This is a genomic window from Halomonas halocynthiae DSM 14573 (assembly GCF_000425725.1).
In the GTDB taxonomy this organism is placed as follows: domain Bacteria; phylum Pseudomonadota; class Gammaproteobacteria; order Pseudomonadales; family Halomonadaceae; genus Halomonas; species Halomonas halocynthiae.
In genome coordinates, this window is sequence record NZ_AUDZ01000015.1 from 111,486 (window position 1) to 136,677 (window position 25,192).

General features: G+C 54.8%; 37 protein-coding genes. 36 read left to right on the forward strand and 1 reads right to left on the reverse strand.

The window, feature by feature from the left end:
- The first annotated feature begins 47 nt into the window (after positions 1-47).
- The 32 genes from rpsL to rplQ all read left to right on the forward strand — a co-directional run bounded on the left by rpsL (position 48) and on the right by rplQ (position 18,329).
- A complete protein-coding gene (rpsL, locus tag H616_RS0103475; protein WP_027966104.1) occupies positions 48-422 on the forward strand; it encodes a 30S ribosomal protein S12 in 375 nt (124 codons plus the stop codon).
- 120 nt (positions 423-542) lie between these two features.
- Positions 543-1,016, forward strand: a complete 474-nt coding sequence (rpsG, locus tag H616_RS0103480) for a 30S ribosomal protein S7 (RefSeq protein ID WP_027966105.1) — start codon at positions 543-545, stop codon at positions 1,014-1,016.
- A 45-nt stretch (positions 1,017-1,061) separates the two neighbouring features.
- Entirely contained in the window at positions 1,062-3,182 is a 2,121-nt protein-coding gene (gene fusA, locus H616_RS0103485; protein ID WP_027966106.1) for an elongation factor G, read from the forward strand.
- Between the two features lie 30 nt (positions 3,183-3,212).
- On the forward strand, positions 3,213-4,406 hold the full coding sequence (gene tuf / locus H616_RS0103490) for an elongation factor Tu (protein WP_027966107.1): 1,194 nt from the start codon (positions 3,213-3,215) through the stop codon (positions 4,404-4,406).
- Between the two features lie 166 nt (positions 4,407-4,572).
- Positions 4,573-4,884, forward strand: a complete 312-nt coding sequence (gene rpsJ / locus H616_RS0103495) for a 30S ribosomal protein S10 (RefSeq protein WP_027966108.1) — start codon at positions 4,573-4,575, stop codon at positions 4,882-4,884.
- A gap of 151 nt (positions 4,885-5,035) precedes the next feature.
- On the forward strand, positions 5,036-5,674 hold the full coding sequence (rplC, locus tag H616_RS0103500) for a 50S ribosomal protein L3 (RefSeq protein WP_027966109.1): 639 nt from the start codon (positions 5,036-5,038) through the stop codon (positions 5,672-5,674).
- 14 nt (positions 5,675-5,688) lie between these two features.
- Positions 5,689-6,297: a 50S ribosomal protein L4 gene (rplD, locus tag H616_RS0103505; RefSeq protein ID WP_027966110.1), complete on the forward strand. Its 609-nt coding sequence runs from the start codon at positions 5,689-5,691 to the stop codon at positions 6,295-6,297.
- Complete coding sequence (rplW, locus tag H616_RS0103510) at positions 6,294-6,590, forward strand: 50S ribosomal protein L23 (RefSeq protein ID WP_027966111.1); 297 nt, start codon at positions 6,294-6,296, stop codon at positions 6,588-6,590. The genes rplD and rplW overlap by 4 nt, the downstream gene beginning before the upstream one ends.
- A gap of 17 nt (positions 6,591-6,607) precedes the next feature.
- A complete protein-coding gene (rplB, locus tag H616_RS0103515; RefSeq protein ID WP_027966112.1) occupies positions 6,608-7,438 on the forward strand; it encodes a 50S ribosomal protein L2 in 831 nt (276 codons plus the stop codon).
- 33 nt (positions 7,439-7,471) lie between these two features.
- Positions 7,472-7,747: a 30S ribosomal protein S19 gene (rpsS, locus tag H616_RS0103520; protein ID WP_027966113.1), complete on the forward strand. Its 276-nt coding sequence runs from the start codon at positions 7,472-7,474 to the stop codon at positions 7,745-7,747.
- A gap of 17 nt (positions 7,748-7,764) precedes the next feature.
- The gene (gene rplV, locus H616_RS0103525) at positions 7,765-8,097 is read left to right on the forward strand and encodes a 50S ribosomal protein L22 (protein WP_027966114.1); all 333 of its coding nucleotides are present in this window, start codon (positions 7,765-7,767) and stop codon (positions 8,095-8,097) included.
- Positions 8,098-8,108: 11 nt separating this feature from the next.
- Entirely contained in the window at positions 8,109-8,807 is a 699-nt protein-coding gene (gene rpsC, locus H616_RS0103530) for a 30S ribosomal protein S3 (RefSeq protein WP_027966115.1), read from the forward strand.
- A 15-nt stretch (positions 8,808-8,822) separates the two neighbouring features.
- Positions 8,823-9,236 carry a 50S ribosomal protein L16 gene (gene rplP, locus H616_RS0103535; RefSeq protein ID WP_027966116.1) on the forward strand — a complete coding sequence of 138 codons (414 nt, stop codon included), beginning with the start codon at positions 8,823-8,825 and terminating at the stop codon, positions 9,234-9,236.
- Positions 9,236-9,427, forward strand: a complete 192-nt coding sequence (rpmC, locus tag H616_RS0103540) for a 50S ribosomal protein L29 (protein ID WP_027966117.1) — start codon at positions 9,236-9,238, stop codon at positions 9,425-9,427. The genes rplP and rpmC overlap by 1 nt, the downstream gene beginning before the upstream one ends.
- Before the next feature lies 1 nt (position 9,428).
- Positions 9,429-9,689 (forward strand): 30S ribosomal protein S17, encoded by a 261-nt coding sequence (rpsQ, locus tag H616_RS0103545; RefSeq protein ID WP_027966118.1) that lies wholly within the window; start codon positions 9,429-9,431, stop codon positions 9,687-9,689.
- Between the two features lie 52 nt (positions 9,690-9,741).
- On the forward strand, positions 9,742-10,113 hold the full coding sequence (gene rplN / locus H616_RS0103550; RefSeq protein WP_027966119.1) for a 50S ribosomal protein L14: 372 nt from the start codon (positions 9,742-9,744) through the stop codon (positions 10,111-10,113).
- Positions 10,114-10,127: 14 nt separating this feature from the next.
- On the forward strand, positions 10,128-10,445 hold the full coding sequence (rplX, locus tag H616_RS0103555; protein ID WP_027966120.1) for a 50S ribosomal protein L24: 318 nt from the start codon (positions 10,128-10,130) through the stop codon (positions 10,443-10,445).
- An 18-nt stretch (positions 10,446-10,463) separates the two neighbouring features.
- A complete protein-coding gene (gene rplE / locus H616_RS0103560; RefSeq protein ID WP_027966121.1) occupies positions 10,464-11,003 on the forward strand; it encodes a 50S ribosomal protein L5 in 540 nt (179 codons plus the stop codon).
- Positions 11,004-11,013: 10 nt separating this feature from the next.
- Positions 11,014-11,319 carry a 30S ribosomal protein S14 gene (gene rpsN, locus H616_RS0103565; protein WP_027966122.1) on the forward strand — a complete coding sequence of 102 codons (306 nt, stop codon included), beginning with the start codon at positions 11,014-11,016 and terminating at the stop codon, positions 11,317-11,319.
- Positions 11,320-11,351: 32 nt separating this feature from the next.
- Positions 11,352-11,744 (forward strand): 30S ribosomal protein S8, encoded by a 393-nt coding sequence (rpsH, locus tag H616_RS0103570; protein ID WP_027966123.1) that lies wholly within the window; start codon positions 11,352-11,354, stop codon positions 11,742-11,744.
- 9 nt (positions 11,745-11,753) lie between these two features.
- Positions 11,754-12,284, forward strand: a complete 531-nt coding sequence (gene rplF / locus H616_RS0103575) for a 50S ribosomal protein L6 (protein WP_027966124.1) — start codon at positions 11,754-11,756, stop codon at positions 12,282-12,284.
- A 9-nt stretch (positions 12,285-12,293) separates the two neighbouring features.
- Positions 12,294-12,644, forward strand: a complete 351-nt coding sequence (gene rplR / locus H616_RS0103580) for a 50S ribosomal protein L18 (RefSeq protein ID WP_027966125.1) — start codon at positions 12,294-12,296, stop codon at positions 12,642-12,644.
- Between the two features lie 11 nt (positions 12,645-12,655).
- A complete protein-coding gene (rpsE, locus tag H616_RS0103585; RefSeq protein ID WP_027966126.1) occupies positions 12,656-13,156 on the forward strand; it encodes a 30S ribosomal protein S5 in 501 nt (166 codons plus the stop codon).
- A 5-nt stretch (positions 13,157-13,161) separates the two neighbouring features.
- Complete coding sequence (gene rpmD, locus H616_RS0103590) at positions 13,162-13,344, forward strand: 50S ribosomal protein L30 (protein WP_027966127.1); 183 nt, start codon at positions 13,162-13,164, stop codon at positions 13,342-13,344.
- 3 nt (positions 13,345-13,347) lie between these two features.
- Positions 13,348-13,782 (forward strand): 50S ribosomal protein L15, encoded by a 435-nt coding sequence (rplO, locus tag H616_RS0103595; RefSeq protein ID WP_027966128.1) that lies wholly within the window; start codon positions 13,348-13,350, stop codon positions 13,780-13,782.
- Positions 13,783-15,114: a preprotein translocase subunit SecY gene (gene secY, locus H616_RS0103600; RefSeq protein WP_027966129.1), complete on the forward strand. Its 1,332-nt coding sequence runs from the start codon at positions 13,783-13,785 to the stop codon at positions 15,112-15,114.
- Between the two features lie 53 nt (positions 15,115-15,167).
- A complete protein-coding gene (gene rpmJ, locus H616_RS15355) occupies positions 15,168-15,281 on the forward strand; it encodes a 50S ribosomal protein L36 (RefSeq protein ID WP_084155693.1) in 114 nt (37 codons plus the stop codon).
- Between the two features lie 124 nt (positions 15,282-15,405).
- Positions 15,406-15,762, forward strand: a complete 357-nt coding sequence (gene rpsM / locus H616_RS0103605) for a 30S ribosomal protein S13 (protein ID WP_027966130.1) — start codon at positions 15,406-15,408, stop codon at positions 15,760-15,762.
- 39 nt (positions 15,763-15,801) lie between these two features.
- Positions 15,802-16,188 (forward strand): 30S ribosomal protein S11, encoded by a 387-nt coding sequence (gene rpsK / locus H616_RS0103610; RefSeq protein WP_027966131.1) that lies wholly within the window; start codon positions 15,802-15,804, stop codon positions 16,186-16,188.
- 12 nt (positions 16,189-16,200) lie between these two features.
- Positions 16,201-16,821, forward strand: a complete 621-nt coding sequence (gene rpsD / locus H616_RS0103615; protein ID WP_027966132.1) for a 30S ribosomal protein S4 — start codon at positions 16,201-16,203, stop codon at positions 16,819-16,821.
- A gap of 83 nt (positions 16,822-16,904) precedes the next feature.
- Positions 16,905-17,903, forward strand: a complete 999-nt coding sequence (locus H616_RS0103620) for a DNA-directed RNA polymerase subunit alpha (RefSeq protein ID WP_027966133.1) — start codon at positions 16,905-16,907, stop codon at positions 17,901-17,903.
- Positions 17,904-17,942: 39 nt separating this feature from the next.
- Positions 17,943-18,329: a 50S ribosomal protein L17 gene (gene rplQ / locus H616_RS0103625; RefSeq protein WP_027966134.1), complete on the forward strand. Its 387-nt coding sequence runs from the start codon at positions 17,943-17,945 to the stop codon at positions 18,327-18,329.
- Positions 18,330-18,403: 74 nt separating this feature from the next.
- Here rplQ and uvrA read toward each other — a convergent pair whose 3' ends face one another.
- A complete protein-coding gene (gene uvrA, locus H616_RS0103630; protein WP_027966135.1) occupies positions 18,404-21,253 on the reverse strand; it encodes an excinuclease ABC subunit UvrA in 2,850 nt (949 codons plus the stop codon).
- A gap of 157 nt (positions 21,254-21,410) precedes the next feature.
- Between uvrA and H616_RS14135 the strand changes: the two genes are divergently transcribed.
- The 4 genes from H616_RS14135 to H616_RS0103650 all read left to right on the forward strand — a co-directional run bounded on the left by H616_RS14135 (position 21,411) and on the right by H616_RS0103650 (position 25,184).
- The gene (locus H616_RS14135; protein ID WP_035572476.1) at positions 21,411-22,808 is read left to right on the forward strand and encodes an MFS transporter; all 1,398 of its coding nucleotides are present in this window, start codon (positions 21,411-21,413) and stop codon (positions 22,806-22,808) included.
- 98 nt (positions 22,809-22,906) lie between these two features.
- On the forward strand, positions 22,907-23,518 hold the full coding sequence (locus H616_RS0103640) for a single-stranded DNA-binding protein (protein WP_027966136.1): 612 nt from the start codon (positions 22,907-22,909) through the stop codon (positions 23,516-23,518).
- A 26-nt stretch (positions 23,519-23,544) separates the two neighbouring features.
- On the forward strand, positions 23,545-24,450 hold the full coding sequence (locus tag H616_RS14140) for a sugar nucleotide-binding protein (RefSeq protein WP_035572479.1): 906 nt from the start codon (positions 23,545-23,547) through the stop codon (positions 24,448-24,450).
- The gene (locus H616_RS0103650; protein WP_027966137.1) at positions 24,447-25,184 is read left to right on the forward strand and encodes a lysophospholipid acyltransferase family protein; all 738 of its coding nucleotides are present in this window, start codon (positions 24,447-24,449) and stop codon (positions 25,182-25,184) included. The genes H616_RS14140 and H616_RS0103650 overlap by 4 nt, the downstream gene beginning before the upstream one ends.
- Positions 25,185-25,192: the final 8 nt, after the last annotated feature.

Here is a 25,192-nt window from a genome sequence, read left to right on the forward strand (position 1 = left end):
CCTCGCTATTGAGGGATATGGCAACCCATTGGAGTCAGCGATACAACATGGCAACGATTAATCAGCTCGTGCGCAAGCCGCGCAAGCGTCAGGTGACAAAGACCGACGTCCCTGCGCTTCAGGCTTGTCCGCAACGGCGCGGTGTTTGCACCCGCGTCTACACTACTACCCCGAAGAAGCCTAACTCGGCCTTGCGTAAGGTTTGCCGTGTGCGCCTGACCAACGGCTTTGAAGTGTCTTCTTATATCGGTGGTGAAGGTCACAACCTTCAGGAGCACTCCGTGGTCCTGATTCGTGGCGGCCGAGTGAAGGATCTTCCCGGTGTGCGTTATCACACCGTTCGCGGTGCTTTGGATACCTCTGGTGTTCAGAACCGTAGGCAGGGTCGTTCCAAGTACGGTACCAAGCGTCCGAAGTCCTGATTCAGGGTTTTGTGCGGTGGCCTATGTCTCCAGGAAGTACATATTTGATACGGTCTGATAAGAGTAAGGCTGAGCTATGTCTCAGGTTTACCTGAAGGATCCTTTAACTGAGGGCTTATCATGCCTAGAAGGAAGATTGCTGCCAAACGCGAGATTTTGGCAGATCCGAAGTTCGGAAGTGAGCGTTTGGCCAAGTTCATGAACCACTTGATGATCAGTGGTAAGAAATCTGTTGCTGAGCGTATTGTCTATGGCGCGCTGGACAGGGTTGCCGAGCGTAGCAAAGATGAAGAGCCTCTAGAGATTTTTGAGCGTGCGCTGGAAGCCATTCAGCCGATGGTCGAGGTGAAATCTCGTCGTGTTGGTGGTGCTACCTACCAAGTGCCGATTGAAGTTCGCCCGTCTCGTCGTGAAGCATTGGCCATGCGTTGGATGGTAGATGCTGCTCGCCGTCGTGGTGAAAAAACGATGGAGCAGCGTCTGGCCGGTGAGGTGCTGGATGCCGCTGAAGGTAAAGGTTCGGCTGTGAAGAAGCGCGAAGACGTGCACCGCATGGCAGAAGCCAATAAGGCCTTCTCGCACTTCCGTTTCTAAGTGCATCGCATCTAAACGCATCGCCAACCAACGGGGAATCTTACCGTGGCACGCAAAACACCACTTAAGCGCTATCGTAATATCGGTATCGTCGCTCACGTCGACGCCGGCAAGACCACCACTACAGAGCGAGTGTTGTTCTATACTGGGGTCAACCATAAGCTTGGCGAGACTCACGAGGGCGCTTCGACTACTGACTGGATGGAGCAGGAGCAGGAGCGTGGTATTACTATCACCTCTGCTGCTGTAACGACCTTCTGGAAAGGTATGAATCACCAGTTCGATGAGCACCGCATCAACATCATCGATACGCCTGGGCACGTTGACTTTACTATCGAAGTTGAGCGTTCCTTGCGCGTGTTGGATGGTGCTGTTGTTGTACTGTGTGGATCCTCGGGTGTTCAGCCGCAGACTGAAACTGTATGGCGTCAGGCGAACAAATACGAAGTCCCGCGTATGGTCTTCGTTAACAAGATGGACCGCACCGGTGCCGACTTCTTCAACGTTGTTGCTCAGCTGAAAGATCGCTTGGGTGCCAATGCTGTGCCGCTCCAGATTAACTGGGGTACAGAAGATGAGTTCAAGGGTGTCATCGACCTGATCGAAATGAAGGCTATTTTGTGGGGCGAGAAGGATCTCGGTGTCAGCTATGAGCTGGTCGATATTCCTGCCGAGCTGCAAGAAACTGCTGAGAAGTATCGTGAAGAGCTGGTCGAGGCTGCTGCCGAGGGCACCGACGAGCTGATGGAGAAGTACCTTGAAGAAGGTGAGCTGTCTGTTGCTGAAATCAAGGACGGTTTGCGTCGTCGCACGCTGAAGAATGAAATTGTCTTGGTCGCTTGTGGTTCTGCGTTCAAGAACAAGGGTGTTCAGGCTGTGCTGGACTGCGTGGTTGAATACCTGCCGTCGCCCACCGAGGTTAAGGCCATCGAGGGTGAGCTGGACGACGCAGAGGGTACTGTCGAAACGCGTGAAGCTGACGACAACGCACCCTTTGCTGCCTTGGCGTTCAAAATTGCTACCGATCCCTTTGTTGGTACTTTGACGTTTGTGCGTGTGTACTCGGGCGTGCTGAAGTCGGGTGATACGGTTTACAACTCTGTTAAACAGAAGCGTGAGCGTATCGGTCGTCTGGTGCAGATGCAGGCAAACTCTCGTGTTGAGATCAAAGAGATCTTGGCAGGTGATATAGCTTCTTGTATCGGCCTGAAAGATGTCACAACAGGGGATACGCTTTGTGACATAGACAATAAGATTGTTCTAGAGCGCATGGAGTTCCCTGATCCTGTTATTTCGGTGGCGGTTGAGCCGAAATCGAAGCCGGACCAGGAGAAAATGGGTGTGGCTCTGGGCAAACTGGCTCAGGAAGATCCGTCATTCCGTGTTAAGACGGATGAAGAAACGGGTCAGACCATTATTTCCGGTATGGGTGAGCTTCACTTGGATATTCTCGTTGACCGTATGCGTCGCGAGTTTAAAGTTGAGGCGAATATCGGTAAGCCGCAAGTTGCTTACCGTGAAACCATTCGCGGCAAGGTTGAGCAAGAAGGTAAGTTCGTTCGTCAGTCGGGTGGTCGTGGTCAGTATGGTCACGTTTATCTGCGCATTGAGCCGCTGACGGCCGAAGATAAAGGTGAAGACGAGGAGCTGACATTTAAGTTTGCTTCTGAGATCGTCGGTGGCGCCGTTCCTAAGGAATACGTTGGTGCTGTCGAAAAAGGTGCTTTTGAACAGCTGCAGAACGGTGTCATCGCGGGCTATCCGATGATCGACGTCAAGGTTACGCTGTACGATGGCTCCTACCACGACGTGGACTCTAACGAGACTGCGTTTAAGGTGGCTTCTTCCATGGCGATCAAGGAAGGGGCGCCTAAGGCCAAGGCCGTGTTGCTTGAGCCGGTGATGAAGGTCGAGGTTGTGACTCCCGAGGATTACATGGGTGATGTCATGGGCGACCTGAACCGTCGACGCGGTATTGTGTCGGGTATGGATGACAGTGCCATGGGTAAAGTCATTCGTGCTCGGGTTCCGTTGGCTGAGATGTTCGGTTACGCGACCGATCTGCGTTCTCAGACCCAGGGCCGCGCAAGCTACGTCATGGAGTTTGCGGAATACGAAGAGGCGCCGAACAGCGTCGTTGAAGCCGTCATCAACCAGAACGGTTAACCGTTTAGCTAACGTAAAGAGGTCATAGCAGTGGCTAAGGAAAAATTCGAACGTTCCAAACCGCACGTCAACGTCGGCACTATCGGTCACGTCGACCATGGTAAGACGACCCTGACAGCGGCCCTGACACGCGTTTCTGCAGAAGTCTTTGGTGGCGATGCTCGCGCATTCGACACCATTGATAACGCGCCGGAAGAGCGTGAGCGTGGTATCACCATCGCCACCTCTCACGTTGAGTATCAGTCTGAAGAGCGTCACTACGCGCACGTTGACTGCCCTGGGCACGCCGACTACGTCAAGAATATGATCACTGGTGCTGCTCAGATGGACGGCGCTATCCTGGTCTGTTCTGCAGCTGACGGCCCCATGCCGCAGACTCGTGAGCACATCCTGTTGTCTCGTCAGGTTGGCGTGCCGTACATCGTCGTGTTCCTGAACAAGGCTGACATGGTTGACGATGAAGAGCTGCTTGAGCTGGTCGAAATGGAAGTGCGTGAGCTTCTCAGCGAGTACGACTTCCCGGGTGACGACACGCCGATCATTACTGGTTCGGCGCTGATGGCTCTCGAAGGTAAGGATGACAACGGCATGGGTACTACCGCTGTTGCCAACCTGATTAAAGCTCTGGATGCGTATATCCCTGAGCCTGAGCGTGCTATTGATCAGCCGTTCCTGATGCCGATTGAGGACGTGTTCTCTATCTCGGGTCGCGGTACGGTTGTTACCGGTCGTATCGAGCGTGGAATTATCAAGTCAGGTGAAGAAGTCGAGATCGTTGGTATCAACGACACGACTAAGACCATCGTGACTGGCGTTGAAATGTTCCGTAAGCTGCTCGACGAAGGTCGTGCAGGCGAGAACGTTGGTGCGTTGCTGCGTGGTACTAAGCGTGAAGACGTTGAGCGTGGTCAGGTTCTGGCTAAGCCAGGTTCGATCACGCCGCATACCACTTTCGAAGCGGAAGTGTATGTATTGTCCAAGGATGAAGGCGGTCGTCACACTCCGTTCTTCAAGGGCTATCGTCCGCAGTTCTACTTCCGTACCACTGACATCACTGGTACTTGTGAGCTGCCGGAAGGTGTTGAGATGGTAATGCCGGGCGATAACGTCCAGATGGTTATCACTCTGATCAACCCGGTTGCCATGGACGAAGGTCTGCGCTTTGCTATTCGCGAAGGCGGTCGTACTGTTGGTGCTGGTGTTGTTGCCAAGATCGTTGAGTGATTGATCGATACTTGTGATGCAGTGCGAAGGGGGCTCCTGAGGGAGCCCCTTTTCTGCTTGTCATAACCAAGTGTTGACACGAGATTTCGGCGTACATATAATGCGCATCCTTTGAATGCGTGGGTTGACGGCTCGCGCCGTCAGTATCCATTGGAGTTTAGGGCAAATGCAGAACCAGAAAATTCGCATTCGGTTGAAGGCTTTCGATCACCGCCTGATCGACCAGTCCGCCGCGGAGATTGTTGATACCGCCAAGCGTACCGGCGCCCAGGTGCGGGGTCCGATTCCCCTGCCGACCAATCGTGAGCGTTATACCGTGCTGGTTTCACCGCACGTTAATAAAGATGCTCGTGATCAGTATGAAATTCGTACCCATAAGCGTGTGCTTGATATCGTTGAGCCCACTGAAAAGACTGTTGATGCACTGATGAAGCTCGACCTCGCCGCTGGCGTGGATGTGCAAATCAAGCTCAACTGATACCACACTAGTCACTTGCGGCCCAGCGTTCCTCTGCAGTAAAGGTTCAGCAGCCGCCACGCCGGGATGGCGTCATACAATGTGCTAGTGGAATGCTCTGGAAAGGGCAGCCATAGCGGGTGATAGCCCCGTACACTAAAGGAGACTGAACATGACTATCGGTTTAGTCGGTAAAAAGGCCGGAATGACCCGTGTCTTTACCGAAGATGGCGCGTCTGTGCCCGTAACCGTGATCGAGGTTGAGCCTAACCGCATTACGCGCGTCAAGACTCTTGAGTCTGACGGCTATGCAGCGGTTCAGGTTACAACTGGTTCCCGCAAGGCCAAGCACCTGTCGAAAGCCCAAGCCGGGCAGTTCGCAAAGGCAGGTATTGAGGCCGGTCGTTCGTTGATGGAGTTCCGCCTGACAGATGGCGACGAAGCTCCTGAAGTGGGCGGCGAATTCACTGTATCCCTCTTCGAAGCTGGTCAGAGTGTTGATGTGACCGGCACCTCCAAAGGTAAGGGCTTCCAGGGTGCTGTCAAGCGCTGGAACTTCCGTACCCAGGATGCCACTCACGGTAACTCCCTTGCACACCGTGCACCGGGTTCTATCGGTATGTGTCAGACCCCGGGGCGTGTGTTCAAGGGCAAGAAAATGGCTGGTCAGATGGGCAATGTCCGCTGCACCGTCCAGAGCCTGGAAATCGTCCGTGTCGACGCTGATCGTAATCTGCTGCTAATCAAGGGTGCCGTACCTGGCGCTACTGGCAGTGATGTTATCGTTCGCAGCGCCGTCAAAGCCGGCTGAAGGGGAGTTTACCGATGAATCTGAATCTTGCAGGTGCAAGCGCCGGCACTGTCGAAGTGTCCGAAGCTACCTTTGGCAAAGAGTTCAACGAAGCGCTGGTTCACCAGGTTGTTACTGCGTATCTGGCCGGTGGTCGTCAAGGCACCCGTGCCCAGAAGACGCGCTCCGATGTCAGCGGTGGTGGTAAGAAGCCGTGGCGTCAAAAGGGCACTGGTCGTGCTCGTGCAGGGACTATCCGCTCGCCGATCTGGCGTTCAGGTGGTGTGACCTTTGCAGCGCGTCCGCAGGACCACTCTCAGAAAGTTAATCGTAAGATGTATCGTGCCGCTATGCGCTCGATTCTTTCTGAACTGGTTCGTCAAGAACGTCTGGTGGTAGTCGATAGCTTTGCTGTTGAAAGCCCCAAGACTAAGCAGCTGGTTGCTAAGCTGGGTGATCTTGGTCTTGAGAAAGTGCTGATTGTCACTGAAGAAGTTGACGAGAATCTGTACCTTGCCGCCCGCAACATTCCTAACGTGGATGTCGTGGACGTTGCAGCTGCTGATCCGGTCAGCCTGGTCGCCTTCGACAAAGTGCTGGCTACCGTCTCCGCTTTGCGTAAATTTGAGGAGAAGCTGGCATGAATCAGGAGCGTGTATTTAAGGTGCTGTTGGGTCCGCACGTGACCGAAAAGGCCGCCATGGCCGCTGAACGCAATCAGTACGTGTTCAAGGTCGCAAGCGATGCAACTAAGCCTGAAATCAAGGCTGCCGTTCAGCAGCTGCTGGGCAAGCAAGTCGAGCGCGTTCAGGTTCTGAACGTGAAGGGCAAGACCAAGCGTACCGCTCACGGTACTGGTCTGCGCAAGGGATATCGCAAAGCTTACGTTACGTTGGCTGCCGGCGAGACCCTTGAAGACTTCATTGGCGCCGAATAAGGGCAGGAGTACGGATCATGGCAATCGTCAAGACAAAACCCACATCTCCCGGTCGTCGCCACGTCGTCAAGATCGTCGGCACGGAGCTTTACAAGGGCCGCGCTTACGCGCCGCTGCTTGAGAAGAAATCTAAGTCGGGTGGGCGTAATAACAACGGTCGTATCACCGTTCGCCATATCGGCGGTGGTCATCGTCACCACTACCGGATCATTGATTTCCGTCGCGTCAAGGATGGTATTCCTGCCATCGTTGAGCGTATTGAATATGATCCGAATCGTACGGCGCATATTGCGCTGTTGAAATACCTGGACGGCGAGCGTCGTTACATCATTGCCCCTAAAGGCGTGAGTGCCGGTGATCGTCTTGAGTCGGGCGTTAACGCACCGATCAAGAAAGGTAATGCGCTACCCCTTCGGAATATTCCGCTGGGTTCTAGCGTGCACTGCATTGAGCTTAAGCCCGGTAAGGGTGGGCAGATTGCTCGTAGTGCAGGTACTAGTGCGCAGCTGGTTGCCCGCGAAGGCAACTATGCCACCCTGCGTTTACGCTCCGGCGAAACACGCAAGGTGCTGGCTGAGTGCCGCGCGACCCTGGGTGAGGTGAGCAACTCCGAGCACAGCTTGAGCCGACTTGGCAAGGCCGGTGCAAGCCGCTGGAGGGGTGTGCGCCCGACAGTTCGCGGTGTCGCCATGAACCCTATCGACCACCCACACGGTGGTGGTGAAGGTCGCTCCAGTGGCGGTCGTCACCCGGTAACTCCGTGGGGCGTGCCGACCAAGGGTTACAAGACCCGTAAGAACAAGCGCACCGATAATCTGATCGTCCGTCGCCGTAAGGCTCGGAAATAAGATCTCACGCCAAGACATTAAGAGGTAACGGCTGTGCCACGTTCACTGAAGAAAGGTCCCTTTATCGACCTTCATCTGCTGAAGAAGGTTGAGACTGCAGTGGAAAAGAGCGACCGCAAACCGATCAAGACCTGGTCGCGTCGCTCGATGATCCTGCCCAACATGGTCGGGCTCACCATTGCCGTCCATAATGGTCGCCAACACGTCCCGGTGCATGTTTCCGAGGAAATGGTTGGCCACAAGCTGGGCGAATTTGCTGCCACCCGCACGTATCGCGGACATGTGGCGGACAAGAAAGCCAAACGGTAAGCCAGAGAGGATTAGAGATGGAAGTCACAGCAAAGCTGCGTGGCGCTCGTTTATCCGCCCAGAAGGCCCGTTTGGTGGCTGATCAGGTGCGCGGTAAGCCGATCGCCGAGGCGCTCGACCTGCTGACCTTCTCCCCCAAGAAGGCATCCAAGCTGGTCAAGAAAGTGCTTGAGTCCGCCGTTGCGAATGCGGAAGAAAATAACGGGATGGATATTGACGAGCTGCGTGTCTCGACCATCTGTGTCGATGAGGGCATGACGCTGAAGCGCATCCGGCCGCGGGCCAAGGGTCGCGCGGACCGCATCATGAAGCGCACTTGCCACATCACCGTCAAGGTAGCCGAGAAGTAGGAGTCGACCAGATGGGTCAAAAAGTCAATCCCACAGGCTTTCGCCTGGGTATCGTCAAGGATCACCGTTCGGTGTGGTATGCCGAGCGCGGAGCCTATGCCGATAAGTTGAATAACGACCTCGAAGTGCGTCGCTTCATCGAGGAGCGTCTGAAAAACGCTTCCGTGAGCAATGTGACCATCGAGCGTCCTGCCAATAACGCCCGGATTACCATTCACACTGCCCGCCCGGGTATTGTGATTGGCAAGAAAGGTGAGGACGTCGATAAGTTACGCCGCGACGTGACCGAGCTCATGGGTGTGCCTGTGCACATCAATATCGAGGAAATCCGCAAGCCGGAACTCGATGCCATGCTCGTCGCCCAGAATATTGCTGGTCAGCTAGAGCGTCGTGTGATGTTCCGTCGCGCAATGAAGCGTTCGGTTCAGAACACCATGCGTCTGGGTGCTGGTGGTATCAAGGTGCAGCTGTCCGGTCGCCTTGGCGGCGCGGAAATTGCCCGCACCGAGTGGTATCGGGAAGGTCGAGTGCCGCTGCATACTTTGCGTGCGGACATCGATTATGCGTGCTTTGAAGCTCAGACCACCTACGGCATCATTGGTGTCAAGGTTTGGATCTTCAAAGGTGAAATCCTCGGGGGCATCGAAGAGGTTCGCGCCAAGGCTAAGCAGCCTGCAGCCGCGCCCTCCAAGAAGAAAGGTTCCAGGTAAGGGGAGAGCGAATCGATGTTACAACCCAAGCGTACTAAGTTCCGCAAGATGATGAAGGGCCGCAATCGCGGTCTGGCACAGCGCGGAAGCAAGATCAGCTTCGGAGAGTATGGACTCAAGGCTACTGGCCGGGGTCGAGTGACTGCTCGTCAGATCGAAGCCGGTCGTCGTGCCATCACTCGTCACGTTAAGCGTGGCGGGAAAATCTGGATCCGTGTCTTCCCGGACAAGCCGATTTCCAAGAAGCCGTTGGAAGTCCGGATGGGTAAGGGGAAGGGCTCGGTCGAGTATTGGGTCGCACAGATCCAGCCCGGTCGTGTTCTTTATGAGATTGAAGGCGTTTCCGAGGAGATGGCTCGCGAGGCTTTTGCCCTGGCAGCTCAGAAGTTCCCGGTTTCCACCACCTTTGTAAAACGGACGGTGATGTGATGAAAGCCCAGGAAATTCGTGAAAAGTCAGCCGAGCAGCTCCAGGAGCAGCTCTTTGAACTCCTCCGCGAGCAGTTCAACCTGCGTATGCAGAAGTCGACCGGCCAGTTGAGCCAGACGCATCTGCTCAAGCAGGTGCGTCGGGACATCGCCCGAGTGAAGACTGTGCTTAACGAGAAGGCAGGTGTCTGAGATGGCCGAAGAAAAGAAAGCACGTATGCTCACCGGTACGGTGGTGAGCGACAAGATGGACAAGTCCATCGTTGTCATGATCGAGCGTCGTGAGCGTCATCCGCTCTACGGCAAATACGTCAAGCGCTCCAGCAAGCTGCACGCTCATGACGAGAGCAACCAGGCGAAAGCCGGCGACAAAGTGTCTATTCAGGAATGTCGTCCGTTGTCCAAGAAAAAATCTTGGACTCTGGTTAATGTCGTCGAACAGGCCAAAGGTTGATCGGCCGCGTGTCATCAATCTGGTGCAGTCAGACTAGGTTTGGAGAAAACCGATGATTCAGACTCAGACAATGCTTGATGTCGCCGACAATAGCGGAGCGCGCCGGGTGCAATGCATCAAGGTGCTGGGCGGTTCACACCGTCGTTATGCCCGCATTGGCGACGTCATCAAGGTCACGGTCAAGGAAGCTATTCCCCGGGGCAAGGTTAAGAAAGGCCAAGTGCTCAAGGCTGTAGTGGTTCGCACCCGCAGCGGTGTCCGTCGTACGGACGGTTCACTGATTCGTTTCGATGGAAATGCGGCGGTTTTGTTGAACAACACCAACGAGCAGCCGATCGGTACCCGTATCTTCGGACCGGTGACCCGTGAACTTCGTAACGAAAGGTTCATGAAGATCATTTCCTTGGCACCCGAAGTGCTTTAAGGAGCGAGGCGGACATGCAAAAGATCAAACGTGACGATGAAGTCGTCGTCATCGCCGGTAAGGATAAGGGTAAACGTGGTACGGTGAAGCAAGTCCTGAAGGACAATCGCTACATCGTATCGGGTGTGAATATGATTAAGCGTCACACCAAACCTAATCCCATGGCGGGTAATCAGGGCGGTATCGTCGAGCGCGAGGCGTCGATTCACGCGTCCAACGTGGCTATCTTCAATCAGGAAACCGGCAAAGCAGATCGCGTCGGGATCCAGGTGAAAGAAGACGGTACCAAGGTACGCATCTACAAGTCGACGCAAGCGCAGATCGACGCCTAACGCGAGTCGGGTAGAAAAATGGCGAACTTGAAAGAACGTTATAAAAACGAGGTGGTGGCTCAGCTCAAAGAGCAGTTTAGCTACGCCAACGTGATGCAGGTACCCCGGATCACTAAGGTGACTCTGAATATGGGTGTCGGCGAAGCGGTCAGCGATAAGAAGCTGATCGACAACGCGGTGGGAGATCTGAAGACACTTTCAGGTCAAAAGCCGATTGTGACTAAGGCACGTAAGTCCATCGCAGGCTTTAAAGTCCGCGAAGGTTGGCCGATCGGGGCTAAAGTAACGCTGCGCTCAGAGCGCATGTGGGACTTTCTTGATCGCCTGGTGAATATTGCGATCCCGCGTGTTCGTGACTTCCGTGGTCTCAATCCGAAGTCCTTCGACGGTCGTGGCAATTATTCCATGGGGGTGCGTGAACAGATCATCTTTCCGGAAATCGAATATGATAAGATTGATCGGATTCGTGGTCTCGATATCACCATCACCACCACCGCCAACACCGATGAAGAAGGTCGTGCGCTGTTGAGTGCATTGAGCTTCCCGTTCAAGAAATAAGGGTGGGACCATGGCAAAAGTAAGCATGATCGAGCGTGAGCTCAAGCGCACTAAGCTGGTAGAGAAGTTTGCTGCCAAGCGCGCTGAGCTCAAGGCTGTCATACAGGACGTGAACTCTTCTGACGAAGAGCGCTTCGACGCCCAGCTCAAGCTGCAGCAGCTGCCGCGTGACTCGAGCCCGGTGCGTCAGCGTAATCGCTGCCGTATTACCGGCCGTCCGCACGGCTACTACAACAAGTTCGGCCTTGGCCGTAACAAGCTGCGTGAAGCCGCCATGCGTGGCGACATACCCGGGCTCAAGAAGTCTAGCTGGTAACGTCACGTAGAATCATCAGGAGCGCAACGTAAATGAGCATGCAAGACACTCTAGCGGATATGTTAACCCGTATCCGTAATGCGCAGATGGCCACCAAGGAGACGGTTAGCATGCCGTCCTCCAAGCTGAAGGTCGAGGTGGCCCGCGTGCTGAAGGAAGAGGGTTATGTTTCGGAGTATGCCGTCGCTGACGGTACCAAGCCGGAATTGACAATTACTCTCAAGTACTTCGAAGGTAAGCCGGTCATTGAGCATCTGCAGCGGGTTTCCAAGCCGTCACTGCGCAGCTACAAAGGCAAGGCTTCTTTGCCCAAGGTTGCCGAAGGCCTCGGCGTCGCGATTGTCACCACCTCGAAAGGTGTCATGACAGACCGCGCCGCTCGTCAGGCGGGCGTCGGTGGCGAAGTCATCTGCACCGTATTCTAGGAGTTTGGAATGTCCCGCGTAGCCAAATATCCGGTAACATTGCCTAGCGGCGTCGAGTTTAAGCTCGATGGCGACCAGCTGTCCGTTAAGGGCAGCCAAGGCACACTTAGTATGACTGTACACCCTGATGTAATCGTTGCTCAGGAAGAAGGTAAGTTGACCTTCAAACCGGGCAGCGGTGCCAAGAACTGGGCCATGGCGGGTACAACTCGCGCCTTGGTTCAGGGTTTGGTGACGGGTGTATCTGAGGGCTTTACCCGGACCCTCGAAATCGTTGGCGTCGGCTATCGTGCTCAAGCAAAGGGCCAGACGCTTAACCTGACACTGGGTTTCTCCCACCCGGTCGACTATCAACTGCCTGACGGTGTAACGGCGGAAACGCCGAAGAACACTGTGATCGTGCTGAAAAGCACAGACAAGCAGAAGCTCGGCCAGGTCGCGGCGGACATTCGTGCCTATCGTCCCCCCGAGCCCTATAAGGGCAAGGGTGTACGTTATGCGGACGAGCACGTTCGTCGTAAAGAAGCCAAGAAGAAGTAAGGCAGGGTTATGAACGCGAAGAAAGAATCTCGTCTCCGTCGTGCCCGCCGCGCTCGCGCCAAGATCCGCGAGCTGGGCGTGTATCGCCTGTGTGTCAATCGCACGCCGCGTCACATTTATGCACAGATCATCTCGCCAGATGGTGGCAAGGTGTTGGCCAGCGCTTCCACGCTGGACAAAGACCTGCGTGCAGGTGCGACCGGTAATGTCGATGCCGCTACTAAGGTGGGCACACTGATTGCCGAGCGTGCCAAGCAGGCTGGCATCACCCAGGTAGCCTTTGATCGTGCCGGTTTTAAGTACCACGGCCGCGTCAAGGCCTTGGCCGACGCCGCTCGTGAAGGCGGCCTGGAATTCTAAAGGGTTTTACGATGGCGAAGAACGAACAGCAAGGCGGTGATCTGCAAGAGAAGTTGGTGCAGGTCAACCGCGTCGCCAAGGTGGTCAAGGGTGGCCGTGTTTTCGGTTTCACTGCCCTGACTGTCGTCGGTGATGGTAATGGTCGTGTGGGCTTTGGTCGTGGTAAGGCACGTGAAGTGCCTGTTGCCATTCAAAAAGCCATGGACCAAGCGCGCCGTAATATGATCAAGGTCAACCTCAATAACGGTACGTTGCAGTATTCCGTCAAGGCCCGTCACGGTGCCTCTAAGGTTTACATGCAACCCGCTTCTGAAGGTACTGGCGTTATTGCCGGTGGTGCCATGCGTTCCGTATTGGAGCTGGCCGGTGTTCATAACGTACTGGCCAAGTGCTACGGCTCTACGAATCCGGTTAACGTAGTGCGGGCGACCGTTAATGGTCTGGCCTCGCTACAGGCGCCGGATGATGTGGCTGCTAAGCGCGGTCTGTCAGTCGAAGCGATCACGGGGTAAAAACCATGTCAGCATCTATCAAGGTTACCCAGGTCCGTAGCACTATCGGCGTGTTGGATAAGCATAAGGCCACGATCAAGGGTCTTGGCTTGCGTCGTATTGGGCACACGGTCGAGCTGGAAGACACCCCTGCCGTTCGCGGCATGATCCACAAGGTGAATTACCTTGTGCGTGTTGAGGGAGAGTAATCCATGAAACTCAATAACCTGAGTCCCGCCCCGGGTTCCAAGCCTTCGGCCAAGCGTGTTGGTCGTGGTATTGGTTCTGGTTTGGGAAAGACTGGTGGCCGCGGCCACAAAGGTCAGAAGTCGCGCAGCGGCGGTAGCGTGAAGCCCGGTTTCGAGGGTGGACAGATGCCGTTGCAGCGCCGTCTGCCGAAGTTCGGCTTCACTTCCATGAAATCATTGGTTTCAGAAGAAGTGCGCCTGGCTGAGCTGGCTAAGGTTGAGGGAGAAGAGGTAACTCTTGAAACCCTCAAGCAGGCCAATGTGCTCAAGAATGCTACCTTGCATGCCAAGATCATTCTTTCTGGCGATTTGAACAAAGCGGTTACCGTTCGCGGCATTAAGGTCACCAAAGGTGCCCGTGCTGCGATCGAAGCCGCCGGCGGCAAGGTAGAGGACTAAATGGCAAAGTCAGGAAGCATGCCGGCGATGGGTAGTGGATTGAGTGAACTGTGGGCTCGCCTGCGTTTCGTACTCATGGCCATCGTGGTTTACCGTATTGGTGCCCACATCCCCGTTCCCGGTATTAATCCTGACCAGCTTGCTGCCTTGTTTAGGGAGCAGCAGGGCACCATCCTGGGCATGTTTAATATGTTCTCGGGTGGTGCTTTGGAGCGCATGAGTATCCTCGCATTGGGCATTATGCCTTATATTTCTGCGTCGATTATCATGCAGCTGCTTTCCGCCGTCATGCCTCAGCTTGAGCAGATGAAGAAAGATGGTGAGGCAGGGCGTCGTAAGATTACCCAATACACCCGCTACGGCACGGTAGTGCTTGCGTTGGTTCAGGCTGCCGGTATGTCGGTTGGCTTGGCGAGCCAAGGTATAGCCTATAGTGCTGATATCAGCTTTTATTTTACCGCTATTGTGACATTTGTTGCAGGCGCGGTATTTTTGATGTGGCTGGGCGAACAGATCACTGAAAAAGGTATTGGTAACGGCATTTCGTTGCTGATCTTTGCAGGGATTGTCGCCGGCTTGCCGGGTGCTATTGGTCAGGCGTTCGAGCTGGCTCGTAATGAGGGAGCTTGGAATGTTCTGCCACTTCTGGCGCTAACTGCGCTGGGTGTTGCTACTGTGGCTTTTGTGGTGTTTATCGAGCGCGGTCAACGCCGTCTCACGGTGAACTATCCACGTCGTCAGGTGGGTAACAAAATGTATGCCGGACAGCGCAGTTATCTGCCGCTTAAGGTGAACATGGCAGGTGTCATTCCAGCAATCTTTGCGTCCAGTATTCTGCTATTCCCTGCCTCGATAGGGCAATGGGTTGGTGCAGGAGAGGGTTTGGAGTGGTTGCAGCGTACATCTCAGGCCTTAGCGCCTGGACAACCATTGTACATCTTGCTTTTCGCCGCGGCGGTGGTATTCTTCTGCTTCTTTTACACAGCGCTGGTCTTCAATCCCAAGGATGTTGCCGACAACCTCAAGAAGTCGGGAGCCTTCCTTCCGGGAATTCGCCCCGGTGAGCAGACTGCTCGCTATGTCGACAAGGTCATGACGCGTCTGACCCTGTTTGGTGCCCTCTACATCACTGCGGTTTCGCTGATGCCCCAGTTCCTGATCGTAGCGTGGAACGTGCCGTTCTTTTTCGGTGGTACCTCGCTTCTGATTGTGGTGGTGGTGATCATGGACTTTATGTCTCAGGTGCAGTCGCACCTCATGTCGCATCAGTATGAGTCGGTGATGAAGAAGTCCAATCTGAAGGGCTACGGCGGTGGTGGCATCATGCGCTGAGCGCCGTTGCCTGAACAGGCGCGACGCGAGCCGCTGTTTTTGGAGAACGATCGATGAAAGTCCGAGCTTCTGTAACAAAAATGTGCCGTAACTGTAAAGTTATTCGACGCAATGGCGCGGTTCGCGTCATCTGCACCGATCCGCGGCACAAGCAGCGTCAAGGGTAATCCTTACACTGCACTGAACCGGGCGCCGGTATATCTCTTGTCCTTTGTCAGACAATGAGGTATGCTGTTGCGCCTTTTGTAGATGAATAAATCGAGCAAGCCGCTCACACATCGGAGTAAGCTGATGGCCCGTATTGCAGGCGTCAATATCCCCGACAACAAGCATGCGGCGATTTCGCTGACCTATATCTTCGGTATTGGCCGCACCCGTGCACAGAAAGTTTGTGTTGCAGCCGGCGTCGCGCCGACTGCCAGGATCCAGGATCTGTCGACAGAAGAAATCGATAGCCTGCGTGCTGAAGTCGGTAAGTACACCGTAGAAGGCGACCTTCGCCGTGATGTTACGCTTAACATTAAGCGTCTCATGGACTTGGGTTGCTACCGTGGTCTGCGCCATCGTCGTGGTCTTCCACTGCGTGGTCAGCGTACCAAGACCAATGCGCGCACTCGTAAGGGTCCGCGTAAGCCGATCCGCAAATAACACGCATGTTTTGGCGTAACGATAGGAACTAACATCAACATGGCTAACCCGCGTAGCAATCGCAAGAAGGTTAAAAAGCAGGTAGTAGATGCCGTCGCGCATATCTACGCCACTTTTAACAACACGATCATTACGATCACAGACCGCCAGGGCAATGCCCTTTCTTGGGCAACAGCCGGTGGTTCGGGTTTTCGTGGTTCTCGTAAGAGCACCCCGTTCGCTGCTCAAGTGGCAAGCGAGCGTGCAGCGACCGCTGCAGCCGAGTATGGTGTGAAAAACGTCGACGTGCTGGTCAAGGGCCCAGGTCCTGGTCGTGAATCCGCTGTGCGTGCATTGAATGCCGCCGGCTTCCGCGTGCAAAGCATTACTGATGCGACGCCCATCCCCCACAATGGCTGCCGTCCGCCGAAGAAACGCCGCGTTTAAGGAGACAGATTCATGGCTCGTTATATTGGACCCAAGTGTAAACTGTCTCGTCGTGAGGGTACCGACCTCTTTTTGAAGAGCGGTGTTACCCCACACGAGAAAAAGTGTAAATCCGAGCAAATTCCGGGTGTACACGGCCAGCGCCGTCAGCGTCTTTCCGAATACGGCTTGCAGCTTCGCGAGAAGCAGAAAGTACGTCGCATTTTCGGCGTACTCGAAAAGCAGTTCCGCAACTACTACAAGGAAGCCGCCCGTCAGAAAGGCGCTACCGGTGAAGTGTTGCTGCAATTGCTTGAATCCCGACTGGACAACGTCGTCTACCGCATGGGCTTTGGCTCTACACGCTCTGAAGCGCGTCAGCTGGTGAGCCACAAGTCCATTTCCGTTAATGGCAAGACCGTTAATGTGGCGTCTTATCAGGTTAAGCCTGGTGATGTCGTCGCTGTGCGCGAAAAGGCCAAGAACCAGGCGCGGATTCAGACCGCTCTGGCGATTGCTGCTAATCGTGGCGATCTGGTCTGGCTTGAGACGGATTCCAAGAAGATGGAAGGCACTTTCAAGGCCCTGCCCGAGCGCGGAGACCTGTCGGCCGACATCAATGAGGCCCTGATCGTCGAGCTGTACTCGAAGTAAGCGGCCCAGCCGAGCCGCTTCTCCCTCGGGAGAGGCGGCACTCAGTACCGAGTATCCGTTTGGCAGCCTGAAAGGTATTCATCATGCAGCGTTTCGTGACAGAGTTTCTCCGCCCTCGCGACATCAAGGTCGAAGAGATCAGTGCACACCACGCAAGAATCGTCCTCGAGCCTTTCGAGCGTGGCTTTGGTCATACCCTGGGCAATGCGCTTCGGCGTATTTTGCTGTCGTCCATGCCTGGCTGTGCCGTGGTAGAGGTCGAAATTTCAGGGGTTGAGCACGAGTACAGTGCGCTTGATGGCGTTCAGGAAGATGTTGTCGAAATTCTTCTGAATCTGAAGAGTGTGGCAGTCAAGATGCACACCCGCGACGAATCTACGCTTTCGCTTAAAAAGCAAGGGCCTGGTGTCGTTACGGCGGGCGATATTGTGTTGGATCACGATGTCGAGATTGTTAACCCTGATCTCGTTATCGCCCATATCAATGAAGGTGCCGAACTCAATATGCAGCTTAAAGTGGTGCGCGGACGTGGCTATGAGCCTGCTGATGTGCGCAACGATGCGGCTGATGAGTCGCGTGCTATTGGTCGTTTGCAACTGGATGCCACCTTCAGCCCTGTGCGTCGTGTTTCTTATGCAGTTGAGGCGGCGCGCGTTGAACAGCGTACTGACCTGGACAAGCTGATCATCGATCTGGAAACTGACGGCACCCTGGACCCTGAAGAAGCTATTCGTCGTAGTGCGACCATTTTGCAGGACCAGCTGGCCGCCTTCGTCGACCTTGAGGCTGACAAGGAACAGGAAGTGGAGGAGGAAGAGGATCAGGTTGATCCGACTCTGCTGCGCCCCGTAGACGATCTCGAGTTGACTGTTCGCAGTGCCAACTGTTTGAAAGCCGAGAATATTTACTATATTGGTGATCTGATTCAGCGCACAGAAGTTGAGCTGTTGAAGACGCCTAACCTCGGCAAGAAGTCCCTGAATGAAATCAAGGAAGTGTTGGCTGCGCGCGGCCTGTCCCTTGGCATGCGGCTAGAAAACTGGCCCCCAGCAAGCCTGAAGGACGACAAGGCCTCCGCGTGAGTGTCGACTCGAGTCCCAGTTTGGTAAGGAATTACAACCATGCGTCATCGTAAAAGCGGTCGCCAATTAAACCGCAACAGCTCGCATCGCCAAGCCATGTTCAAGAACATGAGTGTGTCGTTGATCGAGCATGAAATAATCAAGACAACTCTGCCCAAGGCCAAGGAACTGCGTCGTGTTATCGAGCCGCTGATTACCTTGTCCAAAAATGACAGCGTTGCCAACCGTCGTCTGGCCTTTAGCCGTACTCGCTCGAAAGAAGCGGTCGGCAAGCTCTTTAATGAGCTGGGTCCGCGTTACGTCGAGCGTCCGGGCGGTTATGTCCGTATTCTTAAGTGCGGTTTCCGCACCGGCGACAACGCTCCCATGGCGTATGTCGAACTGGTTGATCGCCCTGTCGTAGAAGAGGCTGCTGGCGAGGAGTAATCCTCAACGCACTTGCTCTACGATAAAAGCCGGCTCCCTTGGGAGTCGGCTTTTTTATGGCTGGATGGCTTGGTTTACGCGTGTTGCTTTCTTTTTATCGCCTGTTCGAGCATTGGCTTCAGGAAGCGACCGGTGTGGGAGGTTGTTATGTTTGCCACTTGCTCGGGCGTACCTTCCGCGATGATGTGCCCGCCGCCGGAGCCGCCTTCGGGACCAAGGTCGATTATCCAGTCGGCGGTTTTGATGACGTCCAGGTTATGCTCAATCACGACAATAGAATTGCCGTGATCACGTAGGCGATGCAGAACAGTCAGCAGTTGGCGTATATCTTCGAAGTGTAGGCCGGTTGTGGGCTCGTCAAGAATATACAGTGTCTTGCCAGTGTCGCGCTTGGCCAGCTCTCTGGCGAGCTTGACTCGCTGGGCCTCGCCGCCAGATAGGGTGATGGCGCTTTGTCCTAGGCGGATGTATGACAGGCCGACATCGAGTAGCGTCTGCAGGCGACGAGCAATGGCCGGTACGGGGCTGAAGAACTCCAGTGCTTCTTCCACCGTCATCTGCAACACTTCATCGATGCTCTTGCCTTTGTATTTAATATCTAAGGTTTCGCGATTGTAGCGTTTGCCTTTGCATACATCGCAGGGCACATATATGTCGGGTAGGAAATGCATTTCTACCTTGATCATGCCTTCGCCCTGACAAGCCTCGCAGCGCCCTCCCTTGACGTTGAACGAAAAGCGCCCAGGCTTATATCCTCGTGAGCGTGCCTCTTGGGTGCCGGCAAACAGCTCTCGGATTGGTGTGAAAATGCCGGTGTAAGTTGCTGGGTTCGAACGAGGAGTCCGCCCTATAGGGCTTTGGTCGATGTCGATGATTTTGTCGAGCTGTTCGAGCCCTTCAAGCTTGTCGTAGGGTGCGGGTGTTAGTGTGGTTGCACGGTTGAGCTCTCGTGCAGCGATGGGCATCAGGGTGGCATTGATCAGGGTTGATTTACCTGATCCAGAGACTCCCGTAATGCAAACAAACAACCCTAGCGGTAGTTCAAGCGTCACATCGTGTAAGTTATTGCCACTCGCGCCGATCAAGCGCAGTACTTTCTCTGGGTTGCCAGGAATGCGCCAGGGAGGTACGGCGATTTCTTTTGTACCAGACAGGTATTGGCCGGTTAGTGACTCGGGGTTGGCCATAACGTCGGCGGGCGTGCCCTGAGCCACGATGCGCCCCCCGTGAACGCCAGCGCCGGGGCCGATATCCAAAACATGGTCGGCGGCTAGGATAGCGTCTTCGTCGTGCTCCACCACGATAACGGTATTGCCGAGGTCACGAAGGTGTTTGAGGGTATCCAGTAGCCGGTCGTTGTCACGCTGATGCAGGCCGATGGAAGGCTCGTCAAGAATATACATGACTCCCACTAAGCCAGCTCCGATCTGGCTTGCTAGGCGAATGCGTTGTGCTTCGCCGCCAGAAAGTGTTTCAGCGCTGCGTTCGAGGTTGAGATAGTCGAGCCCTACGTTGACCAGAAACTCCAGCCGCGCATGGATCTCACTAATAATTTTTTCAGCTATCTCTCCGCGCCGTCCTGGGAGGGTGAGAGCTGAGAAGTAGGCCAGTGCTTCGCCAATGGGGAGGCGCACGAGTTGTGGTAAGGGACGGTCGTCGATATACACGTTGCGCGACTCTTTGCGCAGCCGTGTCCCGTCGCAGCTGGTGCAGGGTTGAACGGCAATATAACGCGACAGCTCTTCACGCACTGAGTTGGACTCGGTCTCCCGATAGCGGCGCTGCATGTTAGGTAGCACGCCTTCAAATGGATGTTGGCGAGAGACCTTTTTGCCACGATCGTTAACGTAGGAAAACTCGATATCGTCCTTGCCGCTGCCGTGGAGGATGATATCTCGTTCGTGTCGCGCGAGATCCTGCCAGGGTGTTTCTACCGCAAATCGATAATGTTCGGCGACGGATTGAAGCTGATTGAAATAGTAAACGCTACGTCGGTCCCATCCTTTGATGACGCCTTCGGCTAGTGACAAGTCGGCATGGCTGATGAGCTTGTCAGGGTCAAAGTACTGTTGCACACCCAGTCCGTCACACTGAGAACAGGCGCCAGCAGGGTTGTTGAACGAGAACATGCGGGGTTCTAATTCGGTAATCGAATAGCCGCATACGGGGCAGGCAAAGCGCGCGGAAAAGGCAATGTCGTCGGACTCGCCATCCATGAAATGTATGGTAGCTACGCCGTTAGCTAAATTTAGTGCGGTCTCGAAGGACTCGGCTAGGCGCTGTGCCAGGCCATCGCGCACTTTGATGCGGTCAACTACAACGCTGATATCGTGCTTTTTTTGTTTGTCAAGCGGGGCAATATCGTCAAGCTCCAGCACTTGACCGTCGACCATGGCGCGTACAAATCCTTGGGCACGCAGTTCGGCCAACAGCTGAAGGTGTTCACCCTTGCGGCCTTTGACCACCGGAGCCAGCAGCATGAGCTTACTGCCGTCGGGTAAGGCTAGCACCTGATCAACCATTTGCGAGACGGTTTGGGCTTCAAGGTCCTCCCCATGCTCGGGACAGCGTGGTATGCCAGCGCGCGCGTAGAGCAAGCGCAGGTAGTCGTAGATTTCAGTGATGGTGCCGACAGTGGAGCGGGGGTTATGCGAGGTGGACTTCTGCTCGATAGAGATTGCTGGTGACAGGCCTTCAATGTGGTCGACATCAGGCTTTTCCATCATTGAAAGAAACTGGCGTGCATAGGTGGATAGTGATTCCACATAGCGGCGCTGGCCCTCCGCATACAGGGTGTCAAAGGCCAGCGACGACTTGCCAGAGCCTGACAGCCCGGTGACGACAATCAGCTTGTCGCGTGGCAGTTCGACGTCAATCTGCTTGAGATTATGGGTGCGGGCACCCCTGACCAGAATCCTGTCCATTCATACCTCGTGGTACACGGCAAAAGGTGGATTATACGCGGCCCCGCGCAACCTCGGCAAAGTCTCTTGCCGTACTATCTTCCACCACGTTGTAGTGAAAGCTAGAATATGCGCCCACCTTGGGTGTTATGCCCTGTCTATGGATGTTTCGAACGTTATGCCAAAGGTCTCAGGACTGTTGTTAGCCTCCGAGCGTCGAGCCATTGCTGGCCTCGCTGGGCTCTATGCGTCACGCATGCTCGGCCTGTTTATGGTGCTGCCGGTGTTGGCGCTGTATGCCGATGAGTTAAGCGGCTCAACGCCTTTATTAATTGGTTTGGCGCTGGGAGGCTATGGCTTGACCCAGGCGGTGCTGCAGATTCCGTTTGGCTTGTTGTCAGACCGTGTAGGGCGTAAACCGGTGATCGCTTTTGGGCTGTGTCTGTTCATGTTGGGTAGCTTAGTGGCCGCGCAGGCTGACAGCATTTTCGGCATTATTCTTGGGCGTTGCCTGCAGGGTAGTGGTGCGGTGGCCGCTGCTATCATGGCACTGCTTGCCGACCAGACGCGTGAGGCTGTACGCACAGTCGCCATGGCGACCATTGGCTTATCGATTGGCGTAGCCTTCGGGGTGGCCATGGTGTTGGGGCCATTAGTCTCCATGCACGCCGGTTTGTCAGGGGTGTTTTGGTTAACCGCTGGACTGGCGTTGATTGGCCTTGTGGTGCTGTGGAAGCTGGTTCCGTCGGCGCCACGTCGTGTGCAGCACCGTGATGTTGGACTGGATCGCCGCCAGCTGGCGTCAGTGTTTCGGCGCAGGGATCTGTGGCGCTTGGACGCTTCAATTTTTTTGCTGCATTTGTTGTTAATGGCTATCTTTGTTGCGGTCCCGTTACGCTTGGTTGATGCTGGTGTTGAGGTATCGCGCCATGGCGGGGTCTATCTGTCGGTGATGGCAGTGGCCTTTGTGATTATGGTGCCGCTGGTCATTGTTGCTGAAAAGCGTCGCCGTATGAAACTGATGTGCCTGAGTGCGGTGGCTGCCATTACCCTTAGTTTACTGGGGCTAGGGTTGGTCGGTGGGCTGAATGGGTTGCTGGCTTGGCTAATGGTGTTTTTTACGGCATTTAACCTGCTTGAAGCCACTCTGCCTTCAATGCTTAGCAAGCTGGCACCGGCGGGTGCCAAAGGAACCGCCATGGGTATTTATTCCACTGGCCAGTTTTTAGGGGCTTTTCTTGGTGGCGTATTGGGTGGCTGGATATCCCAGGAATGGGGGCTTGATGCGGTACTTTTTAGTTGTGCACTGCTTGGGCTGGGCTGGTTTTTCGTGATGACCGGCATGTCGCCACCACGCCATCTATCCAGTGAGATTGTTGTGCTCGATAAGCGCTACCAAGACGACAGCCTGAGTGTGTTGACCGACCGATTTTCCCGCATTGCTGGTGTTGAGGATGTCATGGTGGTGCCCAGTGAGTGCTTGGCGTATCTCAAGGTTGACCATGAATACCTTGATCAACAGGCATTGGCTGAACTGATTGGGCTCGCTAAGGGCGAGGACGCTTGCCGAGTTTGATAGACTACGCTCAACGCTTGAGGTCGTGCAGATCATGATGGTTTGCAATAACACTTCTACTACTTATCTGCTTCACGTGCATTGAAAAGGAGTCAATCATGGCCCGTGGCATCAACAAGGTAATCCTGATCGGCAACCTAGGGCAGGACCCTGAAGTGCGTTTTACGCCTTCTGGTACTGCTGTTGCGAACCTTAGTTTGGCGACCTCTGATAGCTGGATGGACCGTCAGACCGGCCAGCGCCAAGAGCGCACGGAATGGCACAGGGTGGTCATGTTCAATAAGCTGGCAGAGATAGCCCAGCAGTATCTTAAAAAAGGCTCCAAGCTCTACGTTGAGGGGCGGTTGCAAACCCGTAAGTGGCAGGATCAAAACGGGCAAGACAAGTACAGCACCGAGATTGTTGCCAACAATTTGGAAATGCTGGATAGCCGTGGCGGTTCTGAAGGGGGCCAGTATCAGCCTCAGCAAGGAGCGAACTACGGCAGAGGGCAACAACAACCTCAGCAGGGGGGCGGTAACTACGGTGGTGGGCAGCAGCCACAGCAAGGGGGAGGTTACGGTGGTGGCCAGCCCTCGCCCCAACAAGGTGGTAACTATGGCAGCGGGCAGCAGCCAGCGCCTGCTCAGGGGGGTAACCCGCAACAAGGTAACTACGGCGCACCAGACCCAGACAGCTTCAAGGATTTTGACGACGAAATTCCCTTTTGATGAAAGGTTTTGGATAAGGAGCTGCCGTGAAGCTGCTAGTACTCGATGCTGGGCATTGCCTCAGTTTGGCGTTGGTTCGTGAGACAGCGCGTCGACAGGACATTGAGCTTGAGCTTGAGCAGGCGCATACGGTAACGGCTAAGCATTTGGAAGAATCGGCACCTTATGCGGTGATTATTCCTCCTTTGACGCAGCCGCTGGATGAGCAGCCAGCGGCAGTAAGAGCTCATGTGGAAAATGTGGAAACCTGTTTAGACGCCTGCCTAGCTCAAGAAGTGCCATTGGTGTGGTGTGTCTCGGATCAACTGTATGAGGATGGTTTTGATACGCCGATCGACGAGCACATGATACCAGCCCCTCGAGATGAGGGGTTGAAGCAGTTGATACGTGTAGGTGACCGGATTCGTGCTGAGCTGCCGCACCATTTAATGGTGCGTCTGGGGCCCTTGTTTGCGCTGGATGGTCAGCGTGCTTGGTTGGGTGAGTTGCTGGAAACGTTGACGGCTGGTGGTGAGCTGAGGGCAGCGTCGGATATTATTTTCTGCCCCACGTCAGCTGACTCGGTAGCTATGGCATTGATCGGGATGCTGCAGCAGCAATCATGCGGCGCGCAGGCATGGGGCAGCTATCATCTGGCAGGGACGGAGCCCGTTAGTGCTTATACTTTTTTGTCGATGGTTCGGACCCAGTTAGAGACGCGCTTAGAGGGGCGCGGAGAGCAGATAGCGCTAGGTGTCGTTAAAGCGCTCAATCATCATCATGAGCATCCGTTACGTCGTGTGCTGAACTGTCGACGCGTGCTAGGTTCTTTTGGTGTTCACCAGAAACCTTGGCGGTTGGAGGTGGGGCGTATGCTGGACCTGTGGTGTTTGGCGCGCGATGAACAGCAAGCGGACCAGCAGATGAAGCAAGACAAGGTTACGCAACAATGAGCCGATTGCGCAGTATTGTGTTCTATGTCGGCTACTTTATTGCCATGCTGGTGTGCGGTGTGTTGTTTCTTCCGCCATCTCCTTTTCTTCCGTTAAAATCCCGCTATCGGCTGCTGAATCTTTACAATCACTTCATTATGAGCTGGTTCAAGGTAGCGTGTGGTGTGCACTATGAAATTTCTGGGCTTGAAAAGCTGCCAGCGGGGCCCTGCGTAATACTTTCTAATCATCAGAGTGAATGGGAAACCGTATATCTGCAGCTGATTAAGCCACCGGTATGTACGGTGCTCAAAAAAGAGCTGTTGAATATTCCTGTTTTTGGCTGGGCTTTGCGGTTGTTGCGTCCGATTGCTTTGGACCGTTCCCGACCGTCGCGTGCCATGCGTCAAGTGTTAACCCAGGGGGTGCAGCGCTTGAAAGAAGGTCTTTCGGTCTTGATCTTTCCTGAGGGGACTCGCGTTGAGCCAGGCCAGCGGCGGCGCTATAACAAGAGTGGTACGGTGATCGCTTGCCGAGCTGGTGTGCCCGTGGTGCCGGTTGCGCATAATGCCGGTGAGCGTTGGCCGGGTCGTGATTGGGTCAAACAACCTGGGCGACTGAGCTTGGTGGTGGGCGAGCCAATTGATACCGTTGATCGTAGCCCTGAGGAGGTGCTGGCAGAGGCTGAGGCGTGGATAGAAGCACAGCTCGTCACTATTTCAGGCGTGCCGCGCTCTGATCAGGCAAGTGGTTAAGGCTAGGG